This is a genomic window from Spirulina sp. CCNP1310, assembly GCF_034932185.1.
In the GTDB taxonomy this organism is placed as follows: Bacteria; Cyanobacteriota; Cyanobacteriia; order Cyanobacteriales; family Spirulinaceae; genus Spirulina.
The window spans coordinates 1-24,619 of record NZ_JAYGHW010000023.1 but is presented as its reverse complement, the minus strand read 5'-3'; the positions used below and the strand labels follow the sequence as shown (position 1 = coordinate 24,619).

The 24,619-nt window shown below is 51.2% G+C and carries 27 protein-coding genes and 1 pseudogene; 17 read left to right on the top strand and 11 right to left on the bottom strand.

Going from position 1 to position 24,619, the window contains the following annotated elements; genetic code table 11:
* Positions 1-196: 196 nt before the first annotated feature.
* The 3 genes and pseudogenes from minE to minC all read right to left on the bottom strand — a co-directional run.
* A pseudogene (gene minE / locus VB712_RS20420) lies at positions 197-481 on the bottom strand (cell division topological specificity factor MinE); the annotation flags it as partial.
* A 21-nt stretch (positions 482-502) separates the two neighbouring features.
* Positions 503-1,300 (bottom strand): septum site-determining protein MinD, encoded by a 798-nt coding sequence (gene minD, locus VB712_RS07295; RefSeq protein ID WP_323253633.1) that lies wholly within the window; start codon positions 1,298-1,300, stop codon positions 503-505.
* Positions 1,301-1,393: 93 nt separating this feature from the next.
* Positions 1,394-2,272, bottom strand: a complete 879-nt coding sequence (minC, locus tag VB712_RS07290) for a septum site-determining protein MinC (RefSeq protein ID WP_323253631.1) — start codon at positions 2,270-2,272, stop codon at positions 1,394-1,396.
* Positions 2,273-2,415: 143 nt separating this feature from the next.
* Between minC and VB712_RS07285 the strand changes: the two genes are divergently transcribed.
* Positions 2,416-3,093, top strand: coding sequence for a Uma2 family endonuclease (locus tag VB712_RS07285; RefSeq protein ID WP_416236283.1), 678 nt, complete (start codon positions 2,416-2,418; stop codon positions 3,091-3,093).
* Here the strand turns inward: VB712_RS07285 and VB712_RS07280 are convergent.
* Complete coding sequence (locus VB712_RS07280) at positions 3,077-3,715, bottom strand: Uma2 family endonuclease (RefSeq protein WP_416236282.1); 639 nt, start codon at positions 3,713-3,715, stop codon at positions 3,077-3,079. The two genes, VB712_RS07285 and VB712_RS07280, sit on opposite strands and share 17 nt — an antisense overlap.
* Before the next feature lie 72 nt (positions 3,716-3,787).
* On the bottom strand, positions 3,788-3,916 hold the full coding sequence (locus VB712_RS07275) for a hypothetical protein (protein ID WP_323253625.1): 129 nt from the start codon (positions 3,914-3,916) through the stop codon (positions 3,788-3,790).
* A gap of 104 nt (positions 3,917-4,020) precedes the next feature.
* On the opposite strand from VB712_RS07275, the gene VB712_RS07270 reads away from it, so the two are divergent.
* The 9 genes from VB712_RS07270 to VB712_RS07230 all read left to right on the top strand — a co-directional run bounded on the left by VB712_RS07270 (position 4,021) and on the right by VB712_RS07230 (position 10,584).
* Positions 4,021-5,388, top strand: a complete 1,368-nt coding sequence (locus VB712_RS07270; RefSeq protein ID WP_323253623.1) for an NACHT domain-containing protein — start codon at positions 4,021-4,023, stop codon at positions 5,386-5,388.
* A 50-nt stretch (positions 5,389-5,438) separates the two neighbouring features.
* On the top strand, positions 5,439-5,693 hold the full coding sequence (locus tag VB712_RS07265; RefSeq protein ID WP_323253621.1) for a hypothetical protein: 255 nt from the start codon (positions 5,439-5,441) through the stop codon (positions 5,691-5,693).
* A 3-nt stretch (positions 5,694-5,696) separates the two neighbouring features.
* Positions 5,697-6,068 (top strand): type II toxin-antitoxin system VapC family toxin, encoded by a 372-nt coding sequence (locus VB712_RS07260; RefSeq protein ID WP_323253620.1) that lies wholly within the window; start codon positions 5,697-5,699, stop codon positions 6,066-6,068.
* Positions 6,069-6,101: 33 nt separating this feature from the next.
* Positions 6,102-8,954: a HEAT repeat domain-containing protein gene (locus tag VB712_RS07255; RefSeq protein ID WP_323253618.1), complete on the top strand. Its 2,853-nt coding sequence runs from the start codon at positions 6,102-6,104 to the stop codon at positions 8,952-8,954.
* Positions 8,955-9,153: 199 nt separating this feature from the next.
* Positions 9,154-9,345 carry a hypothetical protein gene (locus VB712_RS07250; protein WP_323253616.1) on the top strand — a complete coding sequence of 64 codons (192 nt, stop codon included), beginning with the start codon at positions 9,154-9,156 and terminating at the stop codon, positions 9,343-9,345.
* A complete protein-coding gene (locus tag VB712_RS07245) occupies positions 9,338-9,676 on the top strand; it encodes a type II toxin-antitoxin system PemK/MazF family toxin (RefSeq protein ID WP_323253614.1) in 339 nt (112 codons plus the stop codon). Before VB712_RS07250 ends, VB712_RS07245 begins: the two co-directional genes overlap by 8 nt.
* Positions 9,677-9,724: 48 nt before the next feature.
* On the top strand, positions 9,725-9,973 hold the full coding sequence (locus VB712_RS07240) for a hypothetical protein (protein ID WP_416236281.1): 249 nt from the start codon (positions 9,725-9,727) through the stop codon (positions 9,971-9,973).
* An 18-nt stretch (positions 9,974-9,991) separates the two neighbouring features.
* Positions 9,992-10,189, top strand: a complete 198-nt coding sequence (locus tag VB712_RS07235; protein ID WP_323253611.1) for a hypothetical protein — start codon at positions 9,992-9,994, stop codon at positions 10,187-10,189.
* Positions 10,186-10,584: a type II toxin-antitoxin system VapC family toxin gene (locus VB712_RS07230; protein ID WP_323253609.1), complete on the top strand. Its 399-nt coding sequence runs from the start codon at positions 10,186-10,188 to the stop codon at positions 10,582-10,584. Before VB712_RS07235 ends, VB712_RS07230 begins: the two co-directional genes overlap by 4 nt.
* 86 nt (positions 10,585-10,670) lie before the next feature.
* Here the strand turns inward: VB712_RS07230 and VB712_RS07225 are convergent, their stop codons facing one another.
* From VB712_RS07225 to lgt, 5 genes are all read right to left on the bottom strand, one after another.
* Positions 10,671-11,012, bottom strand: a complete 342-nt coding sequence (locus tag VB712_RS07225; protein WP_323253608.1) for a DUF5615 family PIN-like protein — start codon at positions 11,010-11,012, stop codon at positions 10,671-10,673.
* Positions 11,009-11,242, bottom strand: a complete 234-nt coding sequence (locus VB712_RS07220; protein ID WP_323253606.1) for a DUF433 domain-containing protein — start codon at positions 11,240-11,242, stop codon at positions 11,009-11,011. The genes VB712_RS07225 and VB712_RS07220 overlap by 4 nt, the downstream gene beginning before the upstream one ends.
* Before the next feature lie 153 nt (positions 11,243-11,395).
* Positions 11,396-12,619 carry a geranylgeranyl reductase gene (chlP, locus tag VB712_RS07215; RefSeq protein WP_323253605.1) on the bottom strand — a complete coding sequence of 408 codons (1,224 nt, stop codon included), beginning with the start codon at positions 12,617-12,619 and terminating at the stop codon, positions 11,396-11,398.
* A gap of 453 nt (positions 12,620-13,072) precedes the next feature.
* A complete protein-coding gene (locus VB712_RS07210) occupies positions 13,073-13,612 on the bottom strand; it encodes a phycobiliprotein lyase (RefSeq protein WP_323253603.1) in 540 nt (179 codons plus the stop codon).
* Between the two features lie 103 nt (positions 13,613-13,715).
* Positions 13,716-14,546, bottom strand: coding sequence for a prolipoprotein diacylglyceryl transferase (gene lgt / locus VB712_RS07205; protein ID WP_323253637.1), 831 nt, complete (start codon positions 14,544-14,546; stop codon positions 13,716-13,718).
* A 70-nt stretch (positions 14,547-14,616) separates the two neighbouring features.
* Between lgt and VB712_RS07200 the strand changes: the two genes are divergently transcribed.
* The 4 genes from VB712_RS07200 (at position 14,617) to VB712_RS07185 (ending at position 19,994) form a co-directional block, all read left to right on the top strand.
* On the top strand, positions 14,617-15,459 hold the full coding sequence (locus VB712_RS07200; RefSeq protein ID WP_323253601.1) for a methyltransferase domain-containing protein: 843 nt from the start codon (positions 14,617-14,619) through the stop codon (positions 15,457-15,459).
* 287 nt (positions 15,460-15,746) lie between these two features.
* A complete protein-coding gene (locus VB712_RS07195) occupies positions 15,747-17,111 on the top strand; it encodes an NAD-dependent succinate-semialdehyde dehydrogenase (protein ID WP_323253599.1) in 1,365 nt (454 codons plus the stop codon).
* 196 nt (positions 17,112-17,307) lie between these two features.
* Positions 17,308-19,026 (top strand): acetolactate synthase large subunit, encoded by a 1,719-nt coding sequence (locus tag VB712_RS07190; protein WP_323253597.1) that lies wholly within the window; start codon positions 17,308-17,310, stop codon positions 19,024-19,026.
* A 107-nt stretch (positions 19,027-19,133) separates the two neighbouring features.
* Positions 19,134-19,994, top strand: a complete 861-nt coding sequence (locus VB712_RS07185; RefSeq protein WP_323253595.1) for a Uma2 family endonuclease — start codon at positions 19,134-19,136, stop codon at positions 19,992-19,994.
* A gap of 13 nt (positions 19,995-20,007) precedes the next feature.
* On the opposite strand, the gene VB712_RS07180 is transcribed toward VB712_RS07185, so the two are convergent.
* The gene (locus VB712_RS07180; RefSeq protein WP_323253593.1) at positions 20,008-21,591 is read right to left on the bottom strand and encodes an alpha/beta hydrolase; all 1,584 of its coding nucleotides are present in this window, start codon (positions 21,589-21,591) and stop codon (positions 20,008-20,010) included.
* A 74-nt stretch (positions 21,592-21,665) separates the two neighbouring features.
* Between VB712_RS07180 and argF the strand changes: the two genes are divergently transcribed.
* Genes argF through VB712_RS07165 form a run of 3 tightly spaced genes read left to right on the top strand, consistent with a single transcriptional unit; the run spans position 21,666 to position 24,225 of the window.
* Entirely contained in the window at positions 21,666-22,592 is a 927-nt protein-coding gene (gene argF / locus VB712_RS07175) for an ornithine carbamoyltransferase (protein ID WP_323253591.1), read from the top strand.
* Position 22,593: 1 nt separating this feature from the next.
* Positions 22,594-23,709, top strand: coding sequence for an aminoglycoside phosphotransferase family protein (locus tag VB712_RS07170; protein WP_323253589.1), 1,116 nt, complete (start codon positions 22,594-22,596; stop codon positions 23,707-23,709).
* Entirely contained in the window at positions 23,710-24,225 is a 516-nt protein-coding gene (locus tag VB712_RS07165) for a DOMON-like domain-containing protein (protein ID WP_323253587.1), read from the top strand.
* The last annotated feature ends 394 nt before the right edge of the window (positions 24,226-24,619 follow it).

Here is a 24,619-nt window from a genome sequence, read left to right as displayed (position 1 = left end):
TGGTGGGGGGGACTGCTTCTGTGGCTAATGCCTCTTCCCCTTCCGGTTCAGGGGTGATGGCGGGTTCTTCTGGAGTGGGTTCTGGGGGGAGTTCGTCGCTTAAGTCTGCGGTGGGAGTTTCGGGGGTTAAGGTCAGGTTTAAATCTTCAACGGCCCCCTTTTCTTCCTCTACCGCTCTCATCGCGACTTCCTCCGCTGTTTGCCGCACCCGGCGGATCGGTAAATTGGCCACAAGGGAGGTGGTGCGGGAATCGCTGGTGAGGGCAAATTCCGATTCAGCAGAATCAATATCCACATAGCGCGATAGCACCGCGAGAATTTCCTCGCGCATGGCTTCGAGCATTTCCGGACTGAGACCGGCGCGATCGTGGGCAATCACGAGCTTTAACCGTTGCTTGGCGGCACTGCGACTATCCACCGAGGGACGGTGAAACAGTTGCCCCAAAAGCCGATTAAGCTGATCCCAAAGGGGTTTAACCATGAACTCTCACCAGTGCGTTGATTAATTGCGGAAAAAGCGACGAATCCGGTTCAGGAGCGTGTTATGGGCCGCCATCAAATCCAAGAAGGGAACCTCTTCCCCGTCTAAGCGGCGGGCAATGTTGCTGAAGGCGATCGCCGGTAAAGCCCGCTCTTGGCTGAGGGCAATGGGTTCACCGCGATTACTGGCGGTGATGATCCGCTCATCATCGGGAATCACCCCCAACAGGGGAATGGCCAGGATTTCAAGGACATCATCGACGCTCATCATGTCCTGCATTTCTACCATTTCCGGGCGAATCCGATTGACAATCAGGCGAATGTTGCGAATATCGTTGGCTTCGAGTAAACCAATCACCCGATCCGCATCCCGGACAGCGGTGACTTCGGGGGTGGTGACGATAATCGCTTCCTTGGCGGCGGCGATCGCATTCCTGAACCCCAACTCAATCCCCGCCGGACAATCGACGATGATATAGTCAAAGGCTTTTTGGAGGGCGAGGACGAGCTTTTTCATCTGCTCTGGGGTGACGGCCTCTTTGTTGCGGTTTTGGGCCGCCGGTAAGAGGGCAAGGGTGGGCTGGCGTTTATCTTTAACCAACGCCTGCTCTAAACGACATTCCCCGGCGATCGCCTCCACAGCGGTATAGACCACCCGATTTTCCAAACCCAACAATAAGTCCAGATTGCGCAGGCCAAAATCCGCATCCACGAGGGCGACTTTGTGGCCCCGTTTTGCCAGGGCTGTGCCGAGGTTCGCGGTTGTGGTGGTTTTGCCCACACCCCCCTTCCCAGAGGTGACAACGATAATTCGAGTCATAACAGTTTCAAAATTAGCCCATCAGCCATTAAAGTTTCAGTCGATAACGGGGGGTAATACCCACGGCGATTGCTGGAATCCTTGCGGATGACCTCAGGGAGATTCTACCCAACTTTCGGTGGCCATAGAAAAAGAATGGGTTTTAAAGAAGTTGGGGGCGGGGGCTAAACGAATACCGTTAGCAGTGATATAGGCAATTTCGGGATAAAGCTGATCGATGGGGGTGGCGGGGGGACGGGCGATCGCCTCCGCAATCCGCAACTGTACCGCCTCCATTTTGAGGGCAAAAATCTGACAGGCGCGATTCCCCTCGGCTCCGGCATGGGCAATGCCCCGCAGCCGCCCCACAACCAAAATATCCCCCGTCGCAATAATTTCACTACCGGGGTTCGTATCCCCAAACACCACCACCGTCCCCGGATGGCTGACCTCAATGCCCGATCGCACTGTCGATTTTAAATAAAGGGGTTCGGCCCAGGTTTCCGCCGATCCCTCCACCGGAGCCGCCGCCGTGGTTTGGGGCAAGGTTTGCTCGACGGAATAGCCGGCCCCCGCTGCCACCACGGCGGTTTGGCGGCGACAGGTGGCAACGGTGCGCAGATCTAACTGAGCTTGGGCGAGGGCTTCGGCGATCGCCTGCAACTGTCGCCCATCAAGCAAATGTTTCCCCGCCAACAAATGGGCCACCGTCCCCGCCTGCCAAAACCGTTCCCCTGTACTAAGCCGCTGCTTGAGGCGATCCCAAATTTCCAGCCAATGGGTGGGGGTTTGATCGGGGTCGGGGAGCCACACCTGCACGACGGTATCTTTGCGGCTGAGGCGGACTTGGGCTTGGGGGTTTTTGAGGGCAATGGCTTTGGTCTGCTGTTGGGAGTCAGCGGGGGCTGGTTCCGGCTCTGAAACCGACGGTTTAGCCTCAGGAGCAGGATGAGCAGGAGCAGGGGACAACTCAGCGTCGGAATCGGCGGGCATCGGGAAAATCAACAGTAGGAGTATCTTGGCGATCCTACCCCATGGATGGGATTCCTTGGGATTTTGGGGGATTTTGGGGGGCGATCGCCTCCCCCATGGCTCTTTATAATAAAGGTGTTTTCCTCTCTTCTTCGGTTGATCCTATGCAACTTCACCCGCAGGCCCATCCTCCTTTAGAAAATGGCGATCGCCTCAGTTACCGCGAGTTTGAGCGCCGTTATACCGCCATGCCCAATCATCAAAAAGCTGAACTCATTGAAGGAGTTGTTTATATGGCCTCACCCCTCCGGTTTACCTCCCATGCCAAGCCCCATGCGGATTTAATGGGCTTGCTCTGGACGTATAAGGTGGCTACACCACCGACAGAAATTGGCATCGAGCCGACGGTGCGATTAGATAGCGAGAATGAGTTTCAGCCGGATGGCGTGTTATTGATTCCGGGGCGGGGTTCCCAAATCAGTCCAGAGGGCTATATTCAGGGTGCGCCGGAGTTGGTGGTGGAGATTGCCGCCAGTAGTGGGGCGCTAGATTTAGGCGCGAAGCAGCGGGTTTATCAGCGCAATGGCGTGCGGGAGTATCTGGTTTGGCAGATTTTTGAGCAGGAATTCCTTTGGTTTGTATGGGAGGAGGGGGTTTATGAGCCACTGACCCCCGATGAGCAGGGCATTTTACGCAGTCGTATCTTTCCAGGGTTATGGCTAAACCGGCCGCAATTGTTGGCAAATAATCTCGCTGCGGTTTTACAGACGTTACAGGCGGGGTTAGCCTCACCGGAACACGAGGCGTTTCGGGATTCATGCTCCTCTAAATTTGATCCCTAACCCAAGCTCGAAACGCTTTCATGGTTTTATTCCTGCCTTCGACTTTACTCCGTTCTAGATAGTCAGGAATGATTTGTGTTAAAAAAAGTCCAGGAAAATGAGGACTTTGCTCAGATTGAAAATAAACACCATCTTGCAGTACATTGATTTCCAAGCTTGTACCGTTAAAACGCCAAAGTTCCCCGACTCCCAGACTTTCATAATTATCAAATCGAGTCCGAGATGTAATATCAATTTCAATCGCCAAATCTGGAGGCGGGTCTGTACTTAAATCAATGCGCTTTTGACCTCGAACTGCTGCTTCATTTTCGATATAGAAACATTGGTCAGCTTCAATTCCTTGTTTCATGCTTTGACTTTTAAAGGTCGTCGAAGCCAAATTTCTGAACTCAATATCAAGTTCTTCTAGCAGAATCTCCACTAGATTACCAATAATCACTTTATCGTCTTCATGTTCCGGTAATGGTGTCATGATTTCCAAGATTCCTTGACTGTAATTAATGCGAGAACCCCGTTTTTCTCCCAAATCCGCTAGTAAGTCTTCGTACATCTGCCAACTAATATCTTTGATTAAAAGTTGCCGGCCGGGAGGAATGACTAATTGTTCAAGAGCTATTTGCATATTGTTACCCTTTGATTGGTTGATGGTCAATCGAAATTATTAAGTTGAGTCGGGAAATGAGCTAGTATTAGGCTATAGTTTAACCGATAATCCTGCGATCGCCCTCCCCATTGCTGTATTCTTCTTAACAAGAAATTCATGTTGTTGGATTTGGTATGGGGGTTGGACGGTTTCGAGGGTGTTGTCATCGCTGGAGGCCATGGTTGGGTTGGGTTTGAGGGAATACTATGGTGATGATCGGTTATTCTAGAGGGAGGTTGAGGGGAATACTCTGCCAAAACTAGGGTAAAGGAGTTTGAAGGACGATGATTGAGCCTGTATCGATGATTCTTTTGCCGGTGTTGATCAATGTTGTGACGGGGCCGATTGATGCCCCTCAGTTATTGCGGAAGTTTCAAAGGCAGCAAAGGCCGATGAATCACGATCTCCAGAAGGCGATCAAGGTTGCTTACTTGAATGCTTTGATTGAAATTGCCATGGAGTATCGGGAGGGAAAAATGCAGTCTTTTCGGCTGTATATGAAAACTCAAATAGATCGACAGATTGAGCAATGGCAAGGGGAGATTGCTCAGGTACAAAAGGCCAAGGATGTGGCGGATATTGCTTCGCCGTTGGGAACGACGGCGGAAATTGAGGCGTTGTTGTTGTCCCATGGGGAGTCGGAGGGGGTTGAGGCGTTGGCCTCGAAATTAATTACTGAGGCTTTCCGAGGGATTGCGGATGTGCCGACGGATTATCAAGCGCAAATCAAAACGCAGTTATTTGGGCGGATCTATGCTCATTTTGTGGAGGAAATGAAGGGGAATGATCGGGCTTATCGGGCTTTTGAGTTGGAGTATTTGCCGATGATTAATAGTGGTTTGACGGGGATGGCGTTGACGATGAATGATATGGTTGGAGTGATTAATCGGACGGATGAAAATGTGCAAAAGTTGGTTGATCTGCTCAAGCCTAAATCTTTGACGCTGGCGGATTGGCGGGCCATTGCTCAGTTAATGTTGGCGAACCGCAAGGTATTAACGGCTAATCCGGCATTTAAGCGGGTAGATGTTTATGTGCCTGTGCCGTTGGCATTGGTGGAGCGTCGCCAACCTCAGCAACGGCAACCGGGTCAGGCGGGAGATGAGCCAGGGTCAGAAAGGGAAGTAGAGACCCTTACGCCGATCGCTGAGGCTGAGTTTTTTAATCAGGTTTTGCGGCAGGGGAAAAGTCCCCAAAGTCAGGGGCGCAGGATTGCGGTGATTGGGGAACCGGGGTCAGGCAAAACGACGCGGTTACAGGCGATCGCTGATTGGATTATCGATGAAGAATTGGGGATTCCGATTTGGATTGAGTTGGCTGGATTTACGGAACCGACTTTGATTGATTATCTGGAAAAATGGCTGAAAGTGGCGGGGGCTGATGGAGCAATGACTTCTCTCCAGGATCACAAGGAGCATCTCTGGTTATTGATGGATGGTTTGGATGAAATGGTTGCCCGGATTGAACGGCCCCATGTGTCCCAACTTTTGGACGGATGGATCGGGGCAGCAAGGGTGATCATTACTTGTCGGGTGAATGTGTGGGAGGCGGATCAAAATGCGTTTTCGGGGTTTGATGTGTATCGAAATTTACCTTTTGAGGTGGATCAGATGGAAGATTTTATCCGACGGTTCTTTGCCAAAACTGATTAAAATGAAACAAGAAAACAAACTTTTTAGGATATAAACAGGAGCAAATTACAATGTTAAGGACGTTTAAGGCTTTTTTACAAAATGGGCGTTTGGAGTGGATTGATGATCGCCCTAGCGTTGAGAATGAACGTTTACAGGTGTATGTCACGGTTTTAGAAAACGATGTTGATCCAATCCTAAAAACACGGGGACAGAGGATGTCTGAGATTTTAGAACAGCTTGCCACTGCTAACGCATTTGAGGGAATTGATCCTGTAGGTTGGCAACAGGAAATGCGGTGCGATCGCTCATTGCCTGGACGATAAACTATGCTTTTAGATAGCAACATTATTATCTATGCTGCACAGCCGCAATACCCACAATTGCGGGAGTTGATTGCCGTGCGATCGCCTGTGGTATCTGCCCTTAGTTATTTAGAGGTATTGGGATATCACCAACTCACGGAACCGCAACGATATTATTTTGAGGCGTTTTTTGAAGCGGTTGAGGTTTTACCGATTTCCCAAGCGGTTTTAAGCCAAGCTGTTGGCTTACGACAACAACGACGCATGACGCTTGGCGATGCTATTATTGCTGGAACGGCGTTAACACATCAGCTAACGTTAGTAACCCGAAATATCGATGATTTTCGCTGGATTGCTAATCTAACGTTAATCAATCCTGTTGATGCAGAGCCATAGTTGCTATTTTTGAATGTCTCAAACAAGAATGCCATGAAAAACTCAAGTTCGACTGCGGATGCTTTGATTGCGGCTCTCCGGGAACCGGGGCGGGAGCATCTTGTTGATTTGGTGCGGAATCCTTTGCGTTTGACGTTGTTGTGTATGACTTGGGATGGGTTGTCGTTGCCGGAGACTCAGGCGGAGTTATATGATCGCTATCTGCGCAAGATGTATGGGTGGAATCGGAATTTGCAGGTGTTGCGGGATCATGCTCGGTGTTGTGGTATGACGATCACGCAGTTAAAGCGGGAGTTGAATCGGGAGTTGGGGGAGTTGGCGAAGGCGGCGTTTAATTTGCCTCAGGAGCGGTTTCGGTTATCGCAGGTTTTGGTGGAGGAGTATTTGGGGGAGGAGTTGGATGAGTCTTCGTTGGCTTGTTTGGCGTTGCGGTTGGGGTGGTTGAATCGGGTGGGTCGGGATGGGCGGGGGGATTTTATTTTTGCGTTTTACCATGGGACGTTTCAGGAGTATTTTGCGGCGTTGGCGGTGGAGGATTGGGGTTATTTTCTGCCGAAGGATCATGTGGATCGTCCGGTGGTGGGGAAGGCGTATCGGATTTTTGAGAAGCAGTGGAAGCAGGTGATTTTGTTTTGGTTGGGGCGTGGGGATATTGGGGAGGAGAAGAAGGAGGGGTTTATTGGGGCGTTGGTTGAATTTAAGGATGGGGTTAGAGATTTTTATGGATATCAAGCCTATTTTTTAGCCGCTGCTGGGATTAATCAGTTTAAGGCTTGTTCGTTAGCGTCCAAAATTGTTCAGCAGATCCTGAAGTGCAGTTTTGGTGACTTCAATCCTGAAAAACAAGAATGGCTAATCTTTTTAGACCCAATCAAAGAAGTGGCAAAAAAGGCAATACATGAAACCATTCGACCACTGGTAATTATAGAACTGATTGCAATTTTTCAGAATTGCCCAGACAAATATTTCAGGAGGCGGGTGATACACAATTTAGGAGAAATCGGACAAGGAAATCCAGAGGCAATCACAGCTTTAGTTAATCTCATTACCACCACTGAGGATGAATCTACTCGGTTTCAGGCAACAGAAAGCTTAAAGAAAATCGATCCTGGCAATTCAGAAGCAATCGCAGCCTTAGCGAATTTCATCGGCACTGCTAAGAATGAATATACCAGGAGGCGGGTGATCCGCGATTTAGAGGAAATCGGACAAGGAAATCCAGACGCCATAGCAGTCTTGGTCAATTTCATCGCCACCACTGAAAATAAAGATACCCTGGGGTGGGCAGCATATAGTTTAGGAATAATTGACCCAGGAAATGTAGAGGCGATCGCAGTTTTCATCAGTCTTATTGCCACTACTGAGAATAAATCTACTCGGAGGTCGGTAGCAATTGCTTTATTGGAAATTGACCCAGGAAATCCAGAGGTAATCGCAGCCTTGGTCAATCTCATCGCCACCACTGAGGATGAATCTACTCGTAGATGGGTAGCAGAGAGTTTAGGGGAAATCGATCCAGGAAATCCTGATGCAATCACCGCCTTGCTCAATCTCATCGCCACCACTGAGGATGAACTTACCCGTTGGCAGGCGGCATACAGTTTAGAGAAAATTGGACAAGGAAATCCCGATGCCATCGCTGGCTTGCTCGAAATTATCCGCACCGCTGAGTATAAATATATCCGTGGGCAGGCGGTAAAGAGTTTAGGGAAAATCGGACAAGGAAATCTCGATGCGATCGCTGGGTTGCTCGAAATTATCCGCACCAGTGAGGATAAATCTACCCGTAGGCAGTCGGCATATAGTTTAGAGAAAATTGGACAAGGCAATCCCGATGCGATCGCTGGGTTGCTCCAAGTTATCCGCACCAGTGAGGATAAATCTACCCGTAGGTGGGCGGCAGAGAGTTTAGGAGAAATCGACCCAGGAAATCCCGATGCCATTGCTGAGTTGCTTCAAGTTATCCGCACCAGTGAGGATAAATCTACCCGTAGGCAGGCGGCAGAGAGTTTAGGAAAAATCGACCCAGGAAATCCCGATGCCATTGCTGGGTTGCTCCAAATTATTCAAACCACTGAGGATGAATCCATCCGTAGGTGGGTAGCCGAAAGTTTAGGGAAAATCGATCCAGGAAATCTAGATGCGATCACCGTCTTGCTCAATCTCATCGCTACTACCGAGAAAGAAGATACCTGGATCAATACAACAAGAAAGTTAGAGGAAATTCTCACCACACGCCAACAGTATGCAGGGGTCGTTACCGCATTAAAGCACAACCTCAGCGATGAAGTTTACCAAAACAAATTTAGGCGATTTGAAGCATCCTACGAAGTCCTCTGGAACTGTGCCGAAAACCTCCCCTATCCCGACTTTTATCAAGCCTGGCACAATCCCCCCACCACCCCCCACCCCGAAATCGAAAACAACACCCCCACAGGCCCCACCCCCTTCACCCAACATCAGAACCTCACCCTCCTCCCCCAAATCCTCAACCAAACCAACCCCACCAACCACCAAATCATCTGCATCGACACCAACCGCTTCAGCGACCCCACCAACCCCGCCCTCCAAATCTACACCACCCTCAAAAAAGCAGACTGCCCCCCCATCCCCGACAAACCCCGCACCATCCCCGAACTCCAAGCCTACTGCGAAGACGAACTCAGCAACCATCAAATCGCCCTCATCCTCCACCAACAACCCACCAACCCACCCCCCCAAAACCTCGATCTCGGCATACTCAACCAACTCACCCGCTTCAGCCATCCCCCCATCGCCCTCATCCTCCCCCAACCCCTCCCCAATTGCCCACTCCCCCAATTCCTCGAAAACGACCCCAACCTGATCCCAACCATCATCCAATGGCTACAAAACCTAGAAAGATAAAAAATACCCCTCCCTCACCCATCAACCCAACCTCACCCCCGCCATCCAAACCTGGTTAGAGGAAATTTGAAAAACCGGGTTTCTGCGACAGTTTCTGCTACAAATCAGAAATTTTGCTAAAAACCCGGTTTCTGAACCCCACGCCAAGTTCCAAACTTAGAATAAAATTAAAATTGACCTTAAAACCTAATTTTTGGTAATGAATACCCTAGCTCAAGAGATTCTCAAAAACTTTGATGATTTGCCAACTACAGAACAACAGGCGATCGCAGTAGAAATACTCAAGCGCATTATCAATTTTGACGTTCCCCCCCTGACAGAGGAAGATTTAGTCCTCAATGCAGAAGAACTATTTTTAGCCTTAGATGAGCAAGAGGCAGATCATGAGTAGTCCTAACCGGGGAGAAGTCTGGCTTGTCGATTTAGGTTACACCGCCAAAGTTAGGCCCTGTCTTGTGGTGAGTATTCCTGCCCTCATGCAGGATAGAGCATTAACAACATTGATTCCACACACCACCAGTCCTAGAGGTTCACGTTTTGAAGTAGAGATTAAAACCCGGTTTCTAAAACCAGGAGTTTTTGACGCACAAAACCTGATTACCATTCCTCATGCAAAACTTCTGAAAAAATTAGGGGAATTAGATCCAGAGCAGTTGTCACAACTTGAACAAGTTTTACGCTTATGGTTAGGCTTAGAAAGCACGGATAAACCAGAAACATAGCCTCTCTCGCAGAGGAAGCCCCCCCGGAATCCGCCACCCCCGCCAGAAATGCGCCGCCACATCAAAACCCTAAAACATGCCCCACTTCCTCCCCCACAGCGCCATCCTCTTCGGCGGCGAAACATTTTCCACCCCGACAAAACCCACCCCAGAACTCATCACCCTTTGCCAACAACTCACCGACACCATAGCCATAGCATTCCTCACCGACCAACCCCTAGAAGCCCCCTCAAAGGCTTCCCCCCCAATCAGCCGAATCTGATATCCGCCATTGAAACCTGGCTAGAAGAACTTTAAACATCCCCAATAAAAACCATGCCTATCATTAAAATTCCCAAACAGTATTTAATCGACCAAAACGAAGAATTTATCACTGTGGATGTCCCTCCTTCAGTCCTATCACTGTGGCAGCGGGACTATGGCAAAATCATCAGAGCAAAAGGATTGCTAAAAAATAAGCGCGATCAAATGCTTGCCCATCTCGAAACAGTCCGTCAGGAGTGGGAACGATGAAATATCTCTACGACACCAACATCTTTATTGACTACTTAGCTGAAGAATCAGCAATATTGCCAATTTTCTCAGAAACATTTCTGAGTCAAAATGAGGTGATCATTTCCTCCATTGTGCGTATTGAATTGCTCAGTTTCCCAGAGCTATCCAGCGAAGAAGAATCCATCATTTCAGATTTGTTAATCCAATTTGAACAAGTGCCAATATTACCCCCAATTGAAGATCGGACGATTCAACTACGACGGCGACACCGCCTCAAGCTACCCGATGCCCTCATTGCCGCAACAGCATTACACTGCGCTGCCCATGTGATGACGAGAAATGTAAATGACTTCAAACGATTGCCTGAATTACCATTGTGCAATCCCTTTGACCCTAATCTGAATCCACCATAATAGGTGTGACTCAAATGCACATCCCACGCAGACAAAGACAACCCCCACATCAGCCTTCCCCACCATCCAAACCTGGTTAGAGGAAATTAAGGCGTATTTGTAATTTCCACAATCATTTCTCCCTGCTGCAATTGCTCTAACGCATTCGGTAAAGTCGCCATTAACAATTGTCGCAAATTGCGGTTAGTGACATTGCCACAAGTTAGCCACAAAATTTGAGGAGGCGATCCTAAACGACAGACCAAATCGATGAAATCACTATCTTTCGTGATAATCACCACATTTTCATCCCGTGCCGCTCCAAAAATCTCAATATCTTGAGCATCGCGCAAGCCTAAATCTCGCAATGCACTCGCTTCTAAATCAAAGGTTTCTGTCAGCCAACTTGCCAATGTCGGCGGAAGTTGAGCATCGATCCAAATTTTCACGCGCTTAGTCTAGGAAAATCAGTACGTCTTGCTGCAAAGACTAAGCAAGCTTGAATATCTGCTACTTCTAAATCTGGAAAATCTTCTAAAATTTCAGGAATGCCAACATTTTCAGCCAACATTTCTAAAATATCCGTGACTCGAATTCGCATCCCACGAATACAGGGACGACCCCCACATTGACCAGGATTTTGGGTAATTCGGCTCATTAACGCAGGCGTTAAACTCATAATTTTTAAGACTGAATGTGTGATTACACATCATCAATTATAGCTGACCGCGATCCTTAATTATGCCAGGAATAACCCCCTCACCCAGGCAAAAACCGGCAGGAGGTGAACCTTCCGCCGGTTTGATAGGATGGAGCCTGAAGGGGCGATCGCCTAAGGCGCTAACGCATTACCCCGCAGTAAACTGCCGATAGTTTTTGCCGTGATCTTCATTTGGATCAGGGGGTTGGCCGGAACCACCGTTTTATAGAGGTAGCTGTCAAACGTCAGCCGTTGCACATCCTCATCGGCGCACATTTCCACAAAGGCCTCGCGGGTGGCATCGGTGCGATAAAACACCCGTTGGAGCAGATCCAACACCAAATAGGTCATGCCGTACTGCTTATCCCATTGTTTGATGTAGGATTTCAAATCCGCTTCCGTGGGGATGCGTTGACCATTGTTGCTGGTGGCGACGATGGTTTCTGCACACATCCGGGCGGATTTCGCCGCGAAATAAATCCCTTCTCCGGAGGATTTCGTCACCGTCCCAGCGGCATCGCCAACGAGGGCAACGCGACCGACTACGCGACGGGGGCGGGGATGTTCGGGGATGGGGTGGGCTTCCACTTTGATGATTTCGCCGCCTTCTAACCGTTTGGCAGCACGGGTGCGAATCCCCGCTTGGAGTTGCTTGATCTTCGCTTTGTTGATCTTCATCGTGCCGGTACCGACGGCGACGTGATCATATTTGGGGAAGACCCAAGCGTAGAAATCGGGGGAAACATCGTCACCGACGTACATTTCCGCCAGTTCGTTGTAATAGGCCATTTTGTCTTCCGGGAGACGGATGCGCTCTTGGAAGGCGATCGCATAGTTATAGTCCCCAGCATCAATGGCTTTGGCGATGCGGGAGTTGGCCCCATCCGCCCCAATGACGAGATCCACCTTGAGGGTTTTCATTTCTCCGGTGGCGCTGCCGCTGGAATGGTCAGCGTAATGGAGCGTGTAGGGATCGCGATCGCTCGTGGGGATATCCAACTGATAAACGGTGCCGTTAATCAAGTTAGCCCCTAAGGAGGCGGCGCGATCGCGCAAAAAGCCGTCGAGGACTTCCCGACGGCACATCCCGATATATTCATCATCCTTGAGCGTGTGGCCAATATTGACCTCAACGTTAGAAGGAGAGATCATTTTCATTTTCCGCACCCGGCGATCGATGATTTCCGGGGGAAGGTCAAATTCGCTGACCATACAGAGCGGAATCGCCCCACCACAAGGCTTTGCGTTGTCTAGCTTCCGCTCGAATAAATACGTTTCAATGCCTGCTTTGGCTAATGTCTCAGCGGCCGAAGATCCTGCCGGGCCCGATCCAACAACAGCAACCCTAAGTACCAAGGTCTTTCTCCTCTAGCGTGATAACAGTCTGGTTAGTTGAGGGGATCCTATCACGGAGTTTTTCGGCCTGGGGATGGGTGGGGGGCGATCGCTCCCAAGTTGCAAAAGAGCTTAACAACTTTCGTAATCTTTTGTAATAATCTTTGCGCCCAATGCTGCTAGAGATCCCCCCGGCTGCGCCGACCCCCTTAATAAGGGGGTGTACTCTTGAACCCCCCTTTTTAAGGGGGGCAGGGGGGATCAAACTTCGCCTCAGGCTGCATGATCCCCCCGGCTACGCCGACCCCCTTAATAAGGGGGTGTACTCTTGAACCCCCCTTTTTAAGGGGGGCAGGGGGGATCAAACTTCGCCTCAGGCTGCATGATCCCCCCGGCTACGCCGACCCCCTTCATAAGGGGGTTAAATTCAGAACCCCCCTTTTTAAGGGGGGCAGGGGGGATCCCGCCCATGCCCTAAACCAACCGCGTCTCCAAATACTGCCCAATCATCACCTCTTCCCCCGCTCGACCGATAATCGTCTGCCGGGTGCGGTACTGACTGCCGATCAGCTTAATTTCCTCCTCAAAACTCGAACCGTTATAGGATGTGCGTAAACAGAGCGTCTTCGCTTCAGGGAAACGGTAGGCCGCCGTCACCGGCTTGGAGGTGGCAAAACCGCGATCGCGCAACAACTGCTCACCGGCAACGCCGAACACCGTCGAACCCTTCACCGGCTTGCGGTTTTGGTTAGGATAGGTGCTCTCCCAGGACACTTGCGCCCCGCAGACGATCGCCCCTGGATCCGCCAACTGATGCAAACCTGCTAAATGCAATAACTCCGGTGCGCCAGAGGCTAAAAAGGCGATCGCAATCTCACTTTCCACCTCTTGGGTTTCGCCACTGGCGAGCGTGTAGTAGCGACGTTGGGAATGCCAATGGCCAGCGGTTTCCTCAAAAAATGCGGTGATCTGTTGGACGGCGGGGAGCAAAAACGTTTGAGGTGTTGTTGGCATTGTGTCAACCTGTAAAAATGTTTGACCCATATTGGGACGCTTTCGTCAAGAAAAAAGCAGTATTTGTTACATAAGTTTAACGTCTTTAGAAAGATTTTGGGTTTCAGCCCCGGTCTTGAGAGGGAACATCGGGGAGAGAGCGCCCCCAAACGTAGAGCCACCATAGCCCCAAGCTCCCTAAACCAATTTGCACTAGGCTAATAATCTGGGCAATGCGCAGCGGCCCAAACATGAGGCTATCGGTTCTCAACCCCTCAATCCAGAACCGGCCCAGACTGTAGGCGATGAAATAGGTAAAAATGAGCGTTCCCACTTTGAGCCGTCCCGGCCGTTGCAATCCCCAAAAAAATAACCCGATCAGCAGGGCAAACACGCCCAAATTCCATAGGGATTCATAGAGGAACGTGGGATGGAAATATTCAAAATTGACCCATTCCGGCGGCCGGCTAGGGCGGGGAATAAACAGCTTCCAGGGCAGATCCGTGGGGCGGCCAAAGGCCTCGGAGTTGAAAAAATTGCCCCAGCGGCCAATGGCTTGGCCCAAAATTAGCCCCGGTGCAATCAGGTCAATGAGGGGCCAAAACGAGACTTTTTTCCAGGTGGTAAACAGGAGGGCCGCTGTTAATCCGCCTAAAATTGCGCCATGGATGGCGATCCCCCCATGCCAAATCGCCAAAATTTCCGCCGGCCGTTGGGCGTAGTTCTCCCACTCAAAGGCCACATAGTAGATTCGCGCTCCGGGAATTGCGCCAATGATGATCCAAATCACCAAATCCCCCACTAAATCGGGGTCAACGCCCCGCTTTTGGGCCAGCCATTGGGCGAGGGTTACACCCAAAACGACACCACAGGCAATCAGAAAGCCATACCAACGAATTGCGATCGGGCCCAATTCCAACATGATCGGCCCTGGGGATTGAAATGCCAAAAACATACGCCATAGACTTTGTAATCGGAAACTGGCTAGACTATTAACCACCCTCCCTTGCCATCCAAAGCCTACAATGACCACAGCCCTCTCGGAACAGATTCGCCGCTTTTACGACACCACCAGCGGCCTATGGGAAGCGGTTTGGGGTGAACATATGCACCATGGCTACTATGGCCGGTCGGGGCTGTGTCGGGGCGATCGCCGTCAAGCCCAAATTGATTTAATTGAAGAATTACTCTATTGGGGTAATGTCCAAAACCCTCAAAATATCTTAGATGTGGGCTGTGGCATTGGCGGCAGTACGCTGTATCTCGCCCAAAAATACCAAGCCAAAGCCACGGGCATCACCCTGAGTCCGATCCAAGCGGGCCGGGCCAAGGAGCGGGCGAGGGAAGCAGGATTAGCCCCCCAAGCGCAGTTTCAAGTGGCGGATGCCTTGGCGATGCCCTTTGCGGATCAGAGCTTTGATCTGGTGTGGTCGCTGGAAAGTGGCGAACATATGCCCGATAAAGAGCAGTTTTTGCGGGAATGTTACCGGGTGTTAAAGCCCGGCGGTAAGTTCCTAATGGCGACCTGGTGCCATCGCCCCACCGATCGCTTCCCCCTTACTGCCCAGGAGCGGGGCCTTTTGGCGGAAATTTACCGGGTTTACCATCTGCCCTATGTGCTGGCCTTGCCAGATTATTGGCAGATGGCTCAGGATTTGGGGTTAAAAAATCTGCGCTGTGAGGATTGGTCTACGGCGGTTGCGCCCTTTTGGGATGTGGTGATTGATTCGGCCTTGGCTTGGCAGGCGGTGACGGGGTTAATGCAGTTGGGGGGGGAGGCGATTTCGGCGGCCCTCGGATTGCGGCTGATGGTGCAGGGTTATGATCAGGGGTTAATTCGCTTTGGTTTGATTTGTGGCCAGCGTTGATCCGCCCTCATCCCCCAGCCCCTTCTCCGATGGAAGAAGTGAGTAGTGAGGAATGAGAAGTGAGGAGGAAATCTCAATTGCCCTCTATCCTCTCTTCTCTATCCTCTTTTCTCCCAAAGGGCAGCTAAACTGCAAAGTCCCTCTCCCTACCTGGGAGAGGGATTTAGGGTGAGGGGTCAAATAAATCTAAAGATATTTTAAAAATGTAAAAAAAGATACATTCCGTAAAAAATTAATCCGCTGGGGCCTTAGACTAAAAGGTATCCAACCTAACAGGAGGAGAGGCAATGGCGATCGCGACCATTAACCCCGCAACCGGGGAAACTCTCAAAACCTTTTCCGCTTTGACTGATGCTGAAATTGAGCAGGCTTTAGCCACTGCTCAGGCGACATTTCTCGACTATCGCCGGACGACATTCACCCAACGGAGCCAATGGCTCCACCGGGCCGCCGATTTATTGGATCAACAATGTGGCGATTATGCCCAACTGATGACCCTCGAAATGGGCAAAACCTATAAAAGTGCGATCGCCGAGGTGCAAAAATGCGCCTTAGTTTGTCGTTACTATGCCGACCATGGCCCCGCTTTTCTCCAAGACCAACCAGGGGAAAGTGATGGCAGGGCGGCCTATGTGCGCTATCAGCCCTTGGGGGTGGTGTTAGCGGTGATGCCTTGGAATTTCCCCTTTTGGCAGGTGTTTCGCTTTGCCGCTCCGGCGTTGATGGCGGGGAATGTGGGGGTGCTCAAACACGCTTCCAATGTGCCACAATCCGCCCTAGCCATTGCCGAAATCCTCACCACCGCTGGTTTTCCCCCGGGTGCGTTCCAAACCCTCCTGATCACCGCCTCCCAAGCGGAAGCCCTCATCGCTGATGAACGGATTCAAGCGGTGACGCTGACGGGGAGCGAATTGGCGGGGAGTCGCGTGGCGGCCGCTGCGGGTCGGGAAATTAAGAAAACGCTGTTGGAATTGGGAGGGAGCGACCCCTTTATCGTTATGGATAGCGCCGATGTGGATCGGGCTGTCACCACCGCTGCCTCGGCTCGGCTGATTAATAATGGGCAATCTTGCATTGCGGCCAAACGGTTTATTTTGCATGAGGCGATCGCCCCCACCTTTGAAGCCCAAATGGTGGAAATTTTCCGCAATCTCAAAATTGGCGATCCCTTCGATGATCAAACCGATATGGGCCCCTTGGCAACCGCAGCCATTCGGGAAGAACTCCATGAACAGGTACAAAAAACCGTCGCCCTAGGGGGCAAAGTGTTAACCGGCGGTGAACTCCTGCCCGGTGTCGGGAACTTCTACCCCCCAACGATTTTGAGCAATATTCCCCCCGGGAGTCCCGGCGCAACAGAGGAATTTTTTGGCCCTGTGGCCTTGGTGTTTCGGGTGAAAAATTTGGAGGAGGCGATCGCCCTTGCCAATGCCACCCCCCTAGGGTTAGGAGCCAGCGCCTGGACGAATAACCCCACGGAACAAGATCGCTTCATTAACGATCTAGAAGCGGGAGCCGTCTTTATTAATGGCATGGTGAAATCTGATCCGCGCTTACCTTTTGGAGGAATTAAACGATCTGGCTATGGGCGAGAATTGGGTAAAGAGGGAATTCATGAATTTGTCAATCTTAAGACAGTTTGGATTCGCTAAAAACCCTAGGGTATGAAAATCTTAATATTCACCCCAGGAAGTGGCTCAATTTGCCCTGCAATAGGTAAATAAACTGCCCATCATTGCCTGCGTAAATCTAACTTACTCAATCCCGCTCTCTTCCCTATTAATCACTGCTCTCTCAAGCTTTCTACTCCCATTATTTCACAAATTATCATCACAATACCCACAAACTATGATCAACAAACCCTTGCAAAACCCTGAAAAAACCACATCAAAAACCAATTCCGGGCATCAAAAAATCACAGGCGAGCTAAATACAGCGGAACTGCTGGTGCAATGTTTGGAAAATGAAGGTGTGGAATATGTTTTTGGCTTGCCAGGAGAAGAAAATCTCCATGTCCTCCAAGCCTTACGCACCTCTTCGATTCAATTCATCACCACCCGCCACGAACAGGGGGCGGCCTTTATGGCGGATGTGTACGGGCGGCTAACGGGGAAAGCGGGAGTCTGCCTTTCTACCCTCGGCCCCGGAGCAACCAACCTGATGACCGGCGTTGCTGATGCCAACCTCGATGGAGCGCCCTTAGTGGCGATTACTGGCCAGGTGGGAACCGACCGGATGCACATTGAATCCCATCAATACTTAGATTTAGTGGCGATGTTTAGCCCCGTCACCAAATGGAATACCCAAATTGTGCGCCCTAGCAATACCGCTGAAATTATCCGCAAAGCCTTTAAAGTGGCCCAGCGGGAAAAACCCGGTGCAGTGCATATTGATTTGCCGGAAAACATTGCTGCCATGCCGGTGGGGGCAGCCTTTACACTCCAACGGGATAGCCAAGAAGCGATCTATGCTTCTTTCCGCAGTTTTAACCGAGCCGCTGAGGCTATTTGTAAGGCAAAACATCCGTTAATTTTGGTGGGCAATGGTGCAATTCGGGCCAATGCCAGCGAAGCTTTAACGGAATTTGCGACTCAATTAAATATTCCCGTGGTCAATACGTTTATGGGTAAGGGTGTGATTCCCTATACCCATCCCCTTTCTCTCTGGACGATTGGATTACAACAGCGAGATCATGTGAGTTGTGCCTTTGATCAAACGGATTTGGTGATTGCGGTGGGTTATGACTTAATTGAATATTCCCCGAAAAAATGGAATCCTGACAGCAAGATTCCGATTATTCATATTGGGGCTACACCTGCGGAAGTGGATAGTAGTTATATCCCGACGGTGGAGGTGATTGGGGATTTAACGGACTCTCTTTATGAAATTACGAAGCGGGCTGATCGCACCGGCAAACCGCAAACTTTAGCGGCGAAAGTCCGGGCGGATTTAATTGCCGATTACGAGGAATATGCTCAGGATACGGGGTTCCCGGTGAAGCCCCAAAAGATTATTTATGATTTGCGTCAGGTGATGGGGCCGGAGGATATTGTCATCTCTGATGTGGGGGCGCATAAGATGTGGATGGCTCGCCATTATCATTGCGATCGCCCCAATACTTGCCTTATTTCCAACGGGTTTGCGGCCATGGGCATTGCGATTCCGGGGGCATTGGCTGCGAAGTTGGTGCATCCCGATCGCAAGGTGGTGGCAGTAACAGGGGATGGCGGCTTTATGATGAACTGCCAAGAGTTAGAAACGGCGTTGCGAGTGGGTACACCTTTTGTGGTGTTGGTCTTTAATGATCAGGGCTATGGCTTAATTGAATGGAAGCAGATGAATCAGTTTGGTGAATCGGCATTTATTCACTTTACAAATCCGGATTTTGTCAAGTTTGCGGAAAGCATGGGATTAAAGGGTTATCGCGTCGAGTCGGCGGCGGATCTCGTTCCGACGCTCCAAAAGGCGTTGGCCGATGATGTGCCAGCGGTGATTGATTGCCCGGTGGATTATCGAGAAAATCTCCGCTTCTCGCAAAAAGCAGGGGATATGACCTGTCCGATTTAACCTATCTTATGAGAACGGTTGCCCCAAACCCCAGCGGGAGAGGGGCTTCAGGATATTCCTCATCGATCTAGAAACTGCTATATCTGTCCTTTCATAAGGGGATCGACATGACCCAAAGCTTAGACCGGATCATCCCGCCTGCTTTTCCTGATCATACGCAATTACCTGAATCCGACGGCACGTTTGTGAAAAACTTTCAAGAACATCCCCAGAGTATCCTGCTCACTGATTCCCTAGAAAGCACATTGCAAACCCTTCACCCTGATGGCCAATATGCCATTGGGCAGGATTGCGGCATTTATTGGCGGGAAACTGACCCACCAGAACGAGGAGCAGAAGCCCCGGATTGGTTCTACGTTCCCAATGTCCCCCCGCAATTAGACGGCCAATATCGCCGTTCCTATGTGCTCTGGCGGGAATATACGGCTCCCTTGATTGCCATTGAATTGGCGAGCGGGGATGGGACAGAAGAACGAGACAATACCCCCCTTTCCCGGTTGCCGGGGGGTGTTAACCAAAAGCCGGGGAAATTTTGGGTGTATGAGCAGATTATTCGCATTTCTTATTATGCAATTTATCTGATTCAAACCCATGAATTAGAGGTTTATCACTGGCTAGATGGTCGCTATTATCGGTTAGAACCCAATGAGCGAGGCCATTATGCGATCGCCCCCCTGAGCATCGAACTCGGCCTATGGGAAGGGAGCTATCAAAATCAGGCCCAGCAATGGTTACGGTGGTGGGATAACGGGGGGAATTTATTACTCACGGGGAGCGAACTCGCTAAACTGGAACGCCAACGGGCCGAAGCGGAACGCCAACGGGCGGAAACGGAACGCCAACGGGCCGATCGCGCCGAACAAACCCAACAGGAAGCCATTCCGCAACTGCTGGCCATGGGTTTAACGGTGGAGCAAGTGGCTCAGGCTTTATCCTTGTCCGTGGAGGATGTAGCAAGACTGGTTTAGCGATTCTGGGATCCTAACGCCGCCGCAGTTGGGAGGCATCCAGTTGGCGAACAACGGTGATGGGCATTGCCGTTTGGGAAATTTGGTTTAAATAGCGGGGGCCGAGATAGTTTTGGTAATCAGGTTGGTTGGCAATGTAGGCTCCAAAAAAAGCGAGGCTGAGACTACGGGTATAGGCTTGGGCAATTTGCGGATCCGGCCCTAACACCGCTGGCGGTAAATCCGCATCATCATCAGTGGCCCCTAGAGTTGAAAAATGGGTTCCCCGTTGGAGGAGAACCAGGTAGCGATCGCTCATCTTCAATGTTGTAAAGGGAATAATTTGCTCCTCCAAAGCCGGTGTCACCGTATCGGCACTGGCGGTGACAATCATCACCGGGATCTCAAGCTCCCCCAACTGGGCCGGGGCAAAAATTTGACTCATTAACGGGTTAATCGCGATCACTGCTTGGATGCGTTCATCCCGTAAAGGCGGAACTGCCGAGATTCTTAAGGCCCCACATTGCAAAACGAGGGAAAGATTCAGGGCAAATAAAGCATTAGGACAAACCTGATCCAAACCACTGCCATTAATTTCTGCCCCTGCTAAGGCCAAGGCCGTATAGGCCCCAAAGGATTGCCCCACGATGCCCACCCGTTGGAGATTGAGGCGATCGCCATATTCCCCCTCCAATTGATCCAAAATAAATTGAATATCTAGGGGGCGATCCACCAATTCCTGAGGGGGTGTAATTTCCCGCGCCAAACCTGTTGCCAAGGCCATCAACTGAGCCGCATTACTGCCGGGATGCTCCGGCACCACTACCGCAAACCCATAGGACACCAAATGTTCCGCTAGATAGGCAAAGGTTTGGCGATTAGACCCCAAACCATGGGAAATTACCAATACAGGGGCATCGCCTCGCAAATTTTCCTCCGGTAGGTAAAGATCCACCACTAAATTGCGCTGACGGGCCTCATCTCGCCACCGTATTGTGCGTTTTTGGTGGGTGAGGGGGCCGGGAATGCGGAGATCGTAGGGTAGATCTATCTCCTCCTCATTGATGCCATTGGCGGCTGCTTCAACGATGGCGATCGCCCGCTCCGTAGCCTCAATTTGCCGACTCACCAAATTCACCATCTCAAAAGCCAGAGCCGAATTAATCCGCAACCCATCCACGGGGAATTTATCTAAGACATTTAAAGCCGTTAAACCCGTTTGCTGATCCGCTGCGGCCAAAATCAACGCCGAACGCAGGGCATAAAACCCCGAAACCCGTTGCCGCGTTTGAATTAACTCCCCCAATTGTCGCAGCATCACCTCCCCCTGGGGACTGTAGAGGAATTGGGAGACTGTGACCGGATCGAGATCCGCCCGTTGGGTGAGGAGGAAGCGCAGATCCGCCAACTGTTCAGCATTGAGGCGGCTGGCCACATCGCGAAAATCTGGGGCAATGCGGCCGGTGGCGGCGTAGGCTTCTAAGGAGGCAACGGCGATCGTAAATTCTAAAGGGCCAAAATTAAACAAAATGGTTTGGGCCGCCTGAGCCGCCCCCGGCCACCACACCCCCAAGGGCAGCAACACCCCTCCAATCAACCCCTGCCACAGATGTTTCATTTGCCTTTTCCGCCCTTGCTAATCTGGATATAATGGGAACTTCTAAAATGTTCGCCAGTGCAGCTATTTGATTTATGGGTATCCCCAACCTGAAAGGACGCGATTTACTCAGCCTTGCTGACCTCACCCCTACCGAAATGACGGATTTGCTCACCGTGGCTCAGGCCTTAAAACAGGGTGAATTGCGTCCCACCTGTGCCTCTGTTTTGGGTTTACTCTTTTACAAAGCGTCCACCCGCACCCGTGTCAGTTTTTCCGTGGCTATGTATCAACTGGGGGGCCAGGTGATTGACCTCAACCCGAAGGTGACGCAAGTGGGCCGGGGTGAGCCGATTATCGACACGGCACGGGTGTTGGATCGATATTTGGATATTTTGGCGATTCGTACCTTTGCCCAAGCGGATTTGGAAACCTTTGCCAATTATGCAGAAATCCCCGTGATTAATGCCCTCACTGATTTGGAGCACCCTTGCCAAATTCTAGCGGACTTGCTCACGATTCAGGAAGAGTTCGACACCCTTCAGGGGTTAACGCTGACCTATTTGGGGGATGGTAATAATGTGGCCCATTCGTTGCTGTTGGGCTGTGCTATGGCGGGGATGCATATCAATGTGGCGACTCCGGCGGACTATGCCCCGGATCCGGCGGTGGTGCAACAGGCTCAAAGTTTGGCCCTACCGGGAACCAAAATTCAGATTCTCACCGATGCTGAGGCGGCGGTAGCCGGGGCCCATGTGCTTTATACCGATGTGTGGGCGAGTATGGGTCAGGAGGATTTGGCGGCGGCAAGGATTCCGATTTTTGCGCCTTATCAAATTAATGAGGCGTTGATGGCTCAGGCGGATCCGGGGGCGATCGCCCTTCATTGTCTCCCTGCCCACCGAGGGGAAGAAATTTCCGAGGGGGTGATGGAGGGGCCACAATCGCGGATCTGGGATCAGGCAGAAAACCGGATGCACGCCCAAAAGGCCCTGATGGCTTGCCTCTTGGGGGCGGTGTAGGATGTTGCCGACGGCGATCCGCGTTAGCGCACTTATCGCCCCCCAATTTAAACCCCAAGGCCAGATCCTCACCGTTGAACCCTTCGGCAGTGGCAATGTTAACGATACTTTTCTCGTTCGCCTCGACATTCCAGCGAGTGACGGGAATCATTTCATCCTCCAACGGCTTAATACCCAGGTATTCCCCGATCCGGTGGCGGTGATGGGGAATATGCGCCGCTGTACGGAGGCGATGGCGATCGCATTACAGCAAAACCCCATGGAGCGCCGTTGGGAAATTCCCCACATTCTCCCCCATGAGAGTGGCGCAGATTTCTACACCGATGAACGGGGGCAGGTGTGGCGGGCGATCGCCTTCATTGCCGGAACCAGTATTGACCAGATCAGCACCCCCCAACAGGCCCAAGAACTCGGCTACGGCCTAGGGCAATTCCAAAGCCTGATCCAAATCATCCCCCCTGAGGATCTCGCTGATACTCTCCCCGGTTTCCACATCACCCCCCGCTATTTGGCGCAATATCAACAGGTGGTGGCAACGGTGCAAAGTCCGCCTTCCCCAGAGGTGCGCCATTGCCAGGCTTTTATTGGCGATCGCGCCTCCACCGTGGGCATTCTGGAAACCGCTAAAGCTAAGGGAGACTTAACCCTACGCCCCATCCACGGCGATCCCAAAGTGAATAACCTTTTGCTCGATCCCCATACGGGCCAGGCGGTGACAATGGTCGATTTAGATACCGTCAAGCCGGGTTTAATTCATTACGACGTAGGGGATTGTTTGCGCTCCGGTTGTAATCCCTTGGGGGAGGAAACGGCGGACTGGGAAAAGGTGATGTTTGATTGCGATCGCGCCCAAATCATCCTCAAAGCCTATCTTGATCTCGCCCGCCCCTTCCTCACCCCCCAAGATGGGGCCTATCTTTACACCGGCATCCGCCTGATTACCTTTGAACTGGGGTTGCGGTTTTTTACCGATTATTTAGCGGGGAATGTTTATTTCCATGTCCAGGATCCAGAACATAATCTGCGGCGAGCGTTGGTACAATTTCAACTCTGTGCCAGCATTGAAGCCCAAGCTACCCAGTTAGAGTCCTTGATTGAGAGTTTGTTAAACCCTTAGATGGCCAATTTTACCCTTCACCCCTTTGAATCAGTTCCCTTTCCCCTCAGGATGACGGGAACGGTAGAGCGGGCTGCAAATTTGGCCATTACATACGACATTGCAGGGGATCTCACGCACCTCTATTTTCCCCCTCCGGAAACGCCCCGACGGGCGGATCGCCTCTGGGAAACCACCTGTTTAGAGGCATTTATCGCCATACCAGGGAGTGATGCTTATTGGGAACTCAACCTCAGCCCCAGCGGAGCCTGGCAACTCTATCGGTTTGAAAGTTATCGCAGCGGTATGGCCGTGGAAACCGGAATCAGCGATCTCACCCTCCAAATCGATCACAACCCGACCCACTTCAACCTCAGCGTTGAACTGGATTTAAACGCCCTCGGTTTAGCAGATCAACTCTTAGAACTAGGGATCACAGCGGTAATCGCCACCGCAGCGGGGGAATTGAGCTATTGGGCATTGCACCATCCGGGGCCAGTGGCGGATTTCCATGATCGCCAAGGCTTCCAACTCTAGGGGCGAAACATTATTGAGGCTCACGATCCCCCCGGCTACGCCGACCCCCTTGATAAGGGGGTTAAATTTTATTCCAAAACCCCCCTTTTTAAGGGGGTTAAATTCCAAAACCCCCCTTTTTAAGGGGGCAGGGGGGATCCCTGTACCAAATTGACACTCCCCGCGCTAAAGCGACGGGGATTCTTGGTTCATCAACCGGACTTAACTGAGCAGGATTGCTCCAACCCAGCCAGAGGCCCAATCTCCCCAAGCGTATAACTTCCCGTGTGCCCCACGGTAGTTAGTCCAAGGCGCAGGATACAAACCCGCTTCACTACTGACTTGGCCAGATGCCGATCACAGACCAACCCCTCCACATTCAAGTCTGCCTTCGGCGCGCCGCTTCGCGTCTACG

Excerpts from the sequence above, each read along its gene's own strand:
- VB712_RS07275 (WP_323253625.1), bottom strand. The coding sequence starts at position 3,916 with ATGGCCTCCAGCGATGACAACACCCTCGAAACCGTCCAACCCCCATAC.
- VB712_RS07270 (WP_323253623.1), top strand. The coding sequence starts at position 4,021 with ATGATTGAGCCTGTATCGATGATTCTTTTGCCGGTGTTGATCAATGTT.
- VB712_RS07245 (WP_323253614.1), top strand. The coding sequence starts at position 9,338 with ATGAGTAGTCCTAACCGGGGAGAAGTCTGGCTTGTCGATTTAGGTTAC.
- VB712_RS07250 (WP_323253616.1), top strand. The coding sequence starts at position 9,154 with ATGAATACCCTAGCTCAAGAGATTCTCAAAAACTTTGATGATTTGCCA.
- VB712_RS07195 (WP_323253599.1), top strand. The coding sequence starts at position 15,747 with ATGGCGATCGCGACCATTAACCCCGCAACCGGGGAAACTCTCAAAACC.
- argF (WP_323253591.1), top strand. The coding sequence starts at position 21,666 with ATGGGTATCCCCAACCTGAAAGGACGCGATTTACTCAGCCTTGCTGAC.
- VB712_RS07200 (WP_323253601.1), top strand. The coding sequence starts at position 14,617 with ATGACCACAGCCCTCTCGGAACAGATTCGCCGCTTTTACGACACCACC.
- VB712_RS07230 (WP_323253609.1), top strand. The coding sequence starts at position 10,186 with ATGAAATATCTCTACGACACCAACATCTTTATTGACTACTTAGCTGAA.
- VB712_RS07170 (WP_323253589.1), top strand. The coding sequence starts at position 22,594 with ATGTTGCCGACGGCGATCCGCGTTAGCGCACTTATCGCCCCCCAATTT.
- minD (WP_323253633.1), bottom strand. The coding sequence starts at position 1,300 with ATGACTCGAATTATCGTTGTCACCTCTGGGAAGGGGGGTGTGGGCAAA.
- VB712_RS07240 (WP_416236281.1), top strand. The coding sequence starts at position 9,725 with ATGCGCCGCCACATCAAAACCCTAAAACATGCCCCACTTCCTCCCCCA.
- VB712_RS07285 (WP_416236283.1), top strand. The coding sequence starts at position 2,416 with ATGCAACTTCACCCGCAGGCCCATCCTCCTTTAGAAAATGGCGATCGC.
- VB712_RS07220 (WP_323253606.1), bottom strand. The coding sequence starts at position 11,242 with ATGAGTTTAACGCCTGCGTTAATGAGCCGAATTACCCAAAATCCTGGT.
- VB712_RS07265 (WP_323253621.1), top strand. The coding sequence starts at position 5,439 with ATGTTAAGGACGTTTAAGGCTTTTTTACAAAATGGGCGTTTGGAGTGG.
- VB712_RS07165 (WP_323253587.1), top strand. The coding sequence starts at position 23,710 with ATGGCCAATTTTACCCTTCACCCCTTTGAATCAGTTCCCTTTCCCCTC.
- VB712_RS07235 (WP_323253611.1), top strand. The coding sequence starts at position 9,992 with ATGCCTATCATTAAAATTCCCAAACAGTATTTAATCGACCAAAACGAA.
- VB712_RS07190 (WP_323253597.1), top strand. The coding sequence starts at position 17,308 with ATGATCAACAAACCCTTGCAAAACCCTGAAAAAACCACATCAAAAACC.
- VB712_RS07280 (WP_416236282.1), bottom strand. The coding sequence starts at position 3,715 with ATGCAAATAGCTCTTGAACAATTAGTCATTCCTCCCGGCCGGCAACTT.
- lgt (WP_323253637.1), bottom strand. The coding sequence starts at position 14,546 with ATGTTTTTGGCATTTCAATCCCCAGGGCCGATCATGTTGGAATTGGGC.
- VB712_RS07260 (WP_323253620.1), top strand. The coding sequence starts at position 5,697 with ATGCTTTTAGATAGCAACATTATTATCTATGCTGCACAGCCGCAATAC.
- VB712_RS07180 (WP_323253593.1), bottom strand. The coding sequence starts at position 21,591 with ATGAAACATCTGTGGCAGGGGTTGATTGGAGGGGTGTTGCTGCCCTTG.
- VB712_RS07255 (WP_323253618.1), top strand. The coding sequence starts at position 6,102 with ATGAAAAACTCAAGTTCGACTGCGGATGCTTTGATTGCGGCTCTCCGG.
- VB712_RS07185 (WP_323253595.1), top strand. The coding sequence starts at position 19,134 with ATGACCCAAAGCTTAGACCGGATCATCCCGCCTGCTTTTCCTGATCAT.
- VB712_RS07210 (WP_323253603.1), bottom strand. The coding sequence starts at position 13,612 with ATGCCAACAACACCTCAAACGTTTTTGCTCCCCGCCGTCCAACAGATC.
- minC (WP_323253631.1), bottom strand. The coding sequence starts at position 2,272 with ATGCCCGCCGATTCCGACGCTGAGTTGTCCCCTGCTCCTGCTCATCCT.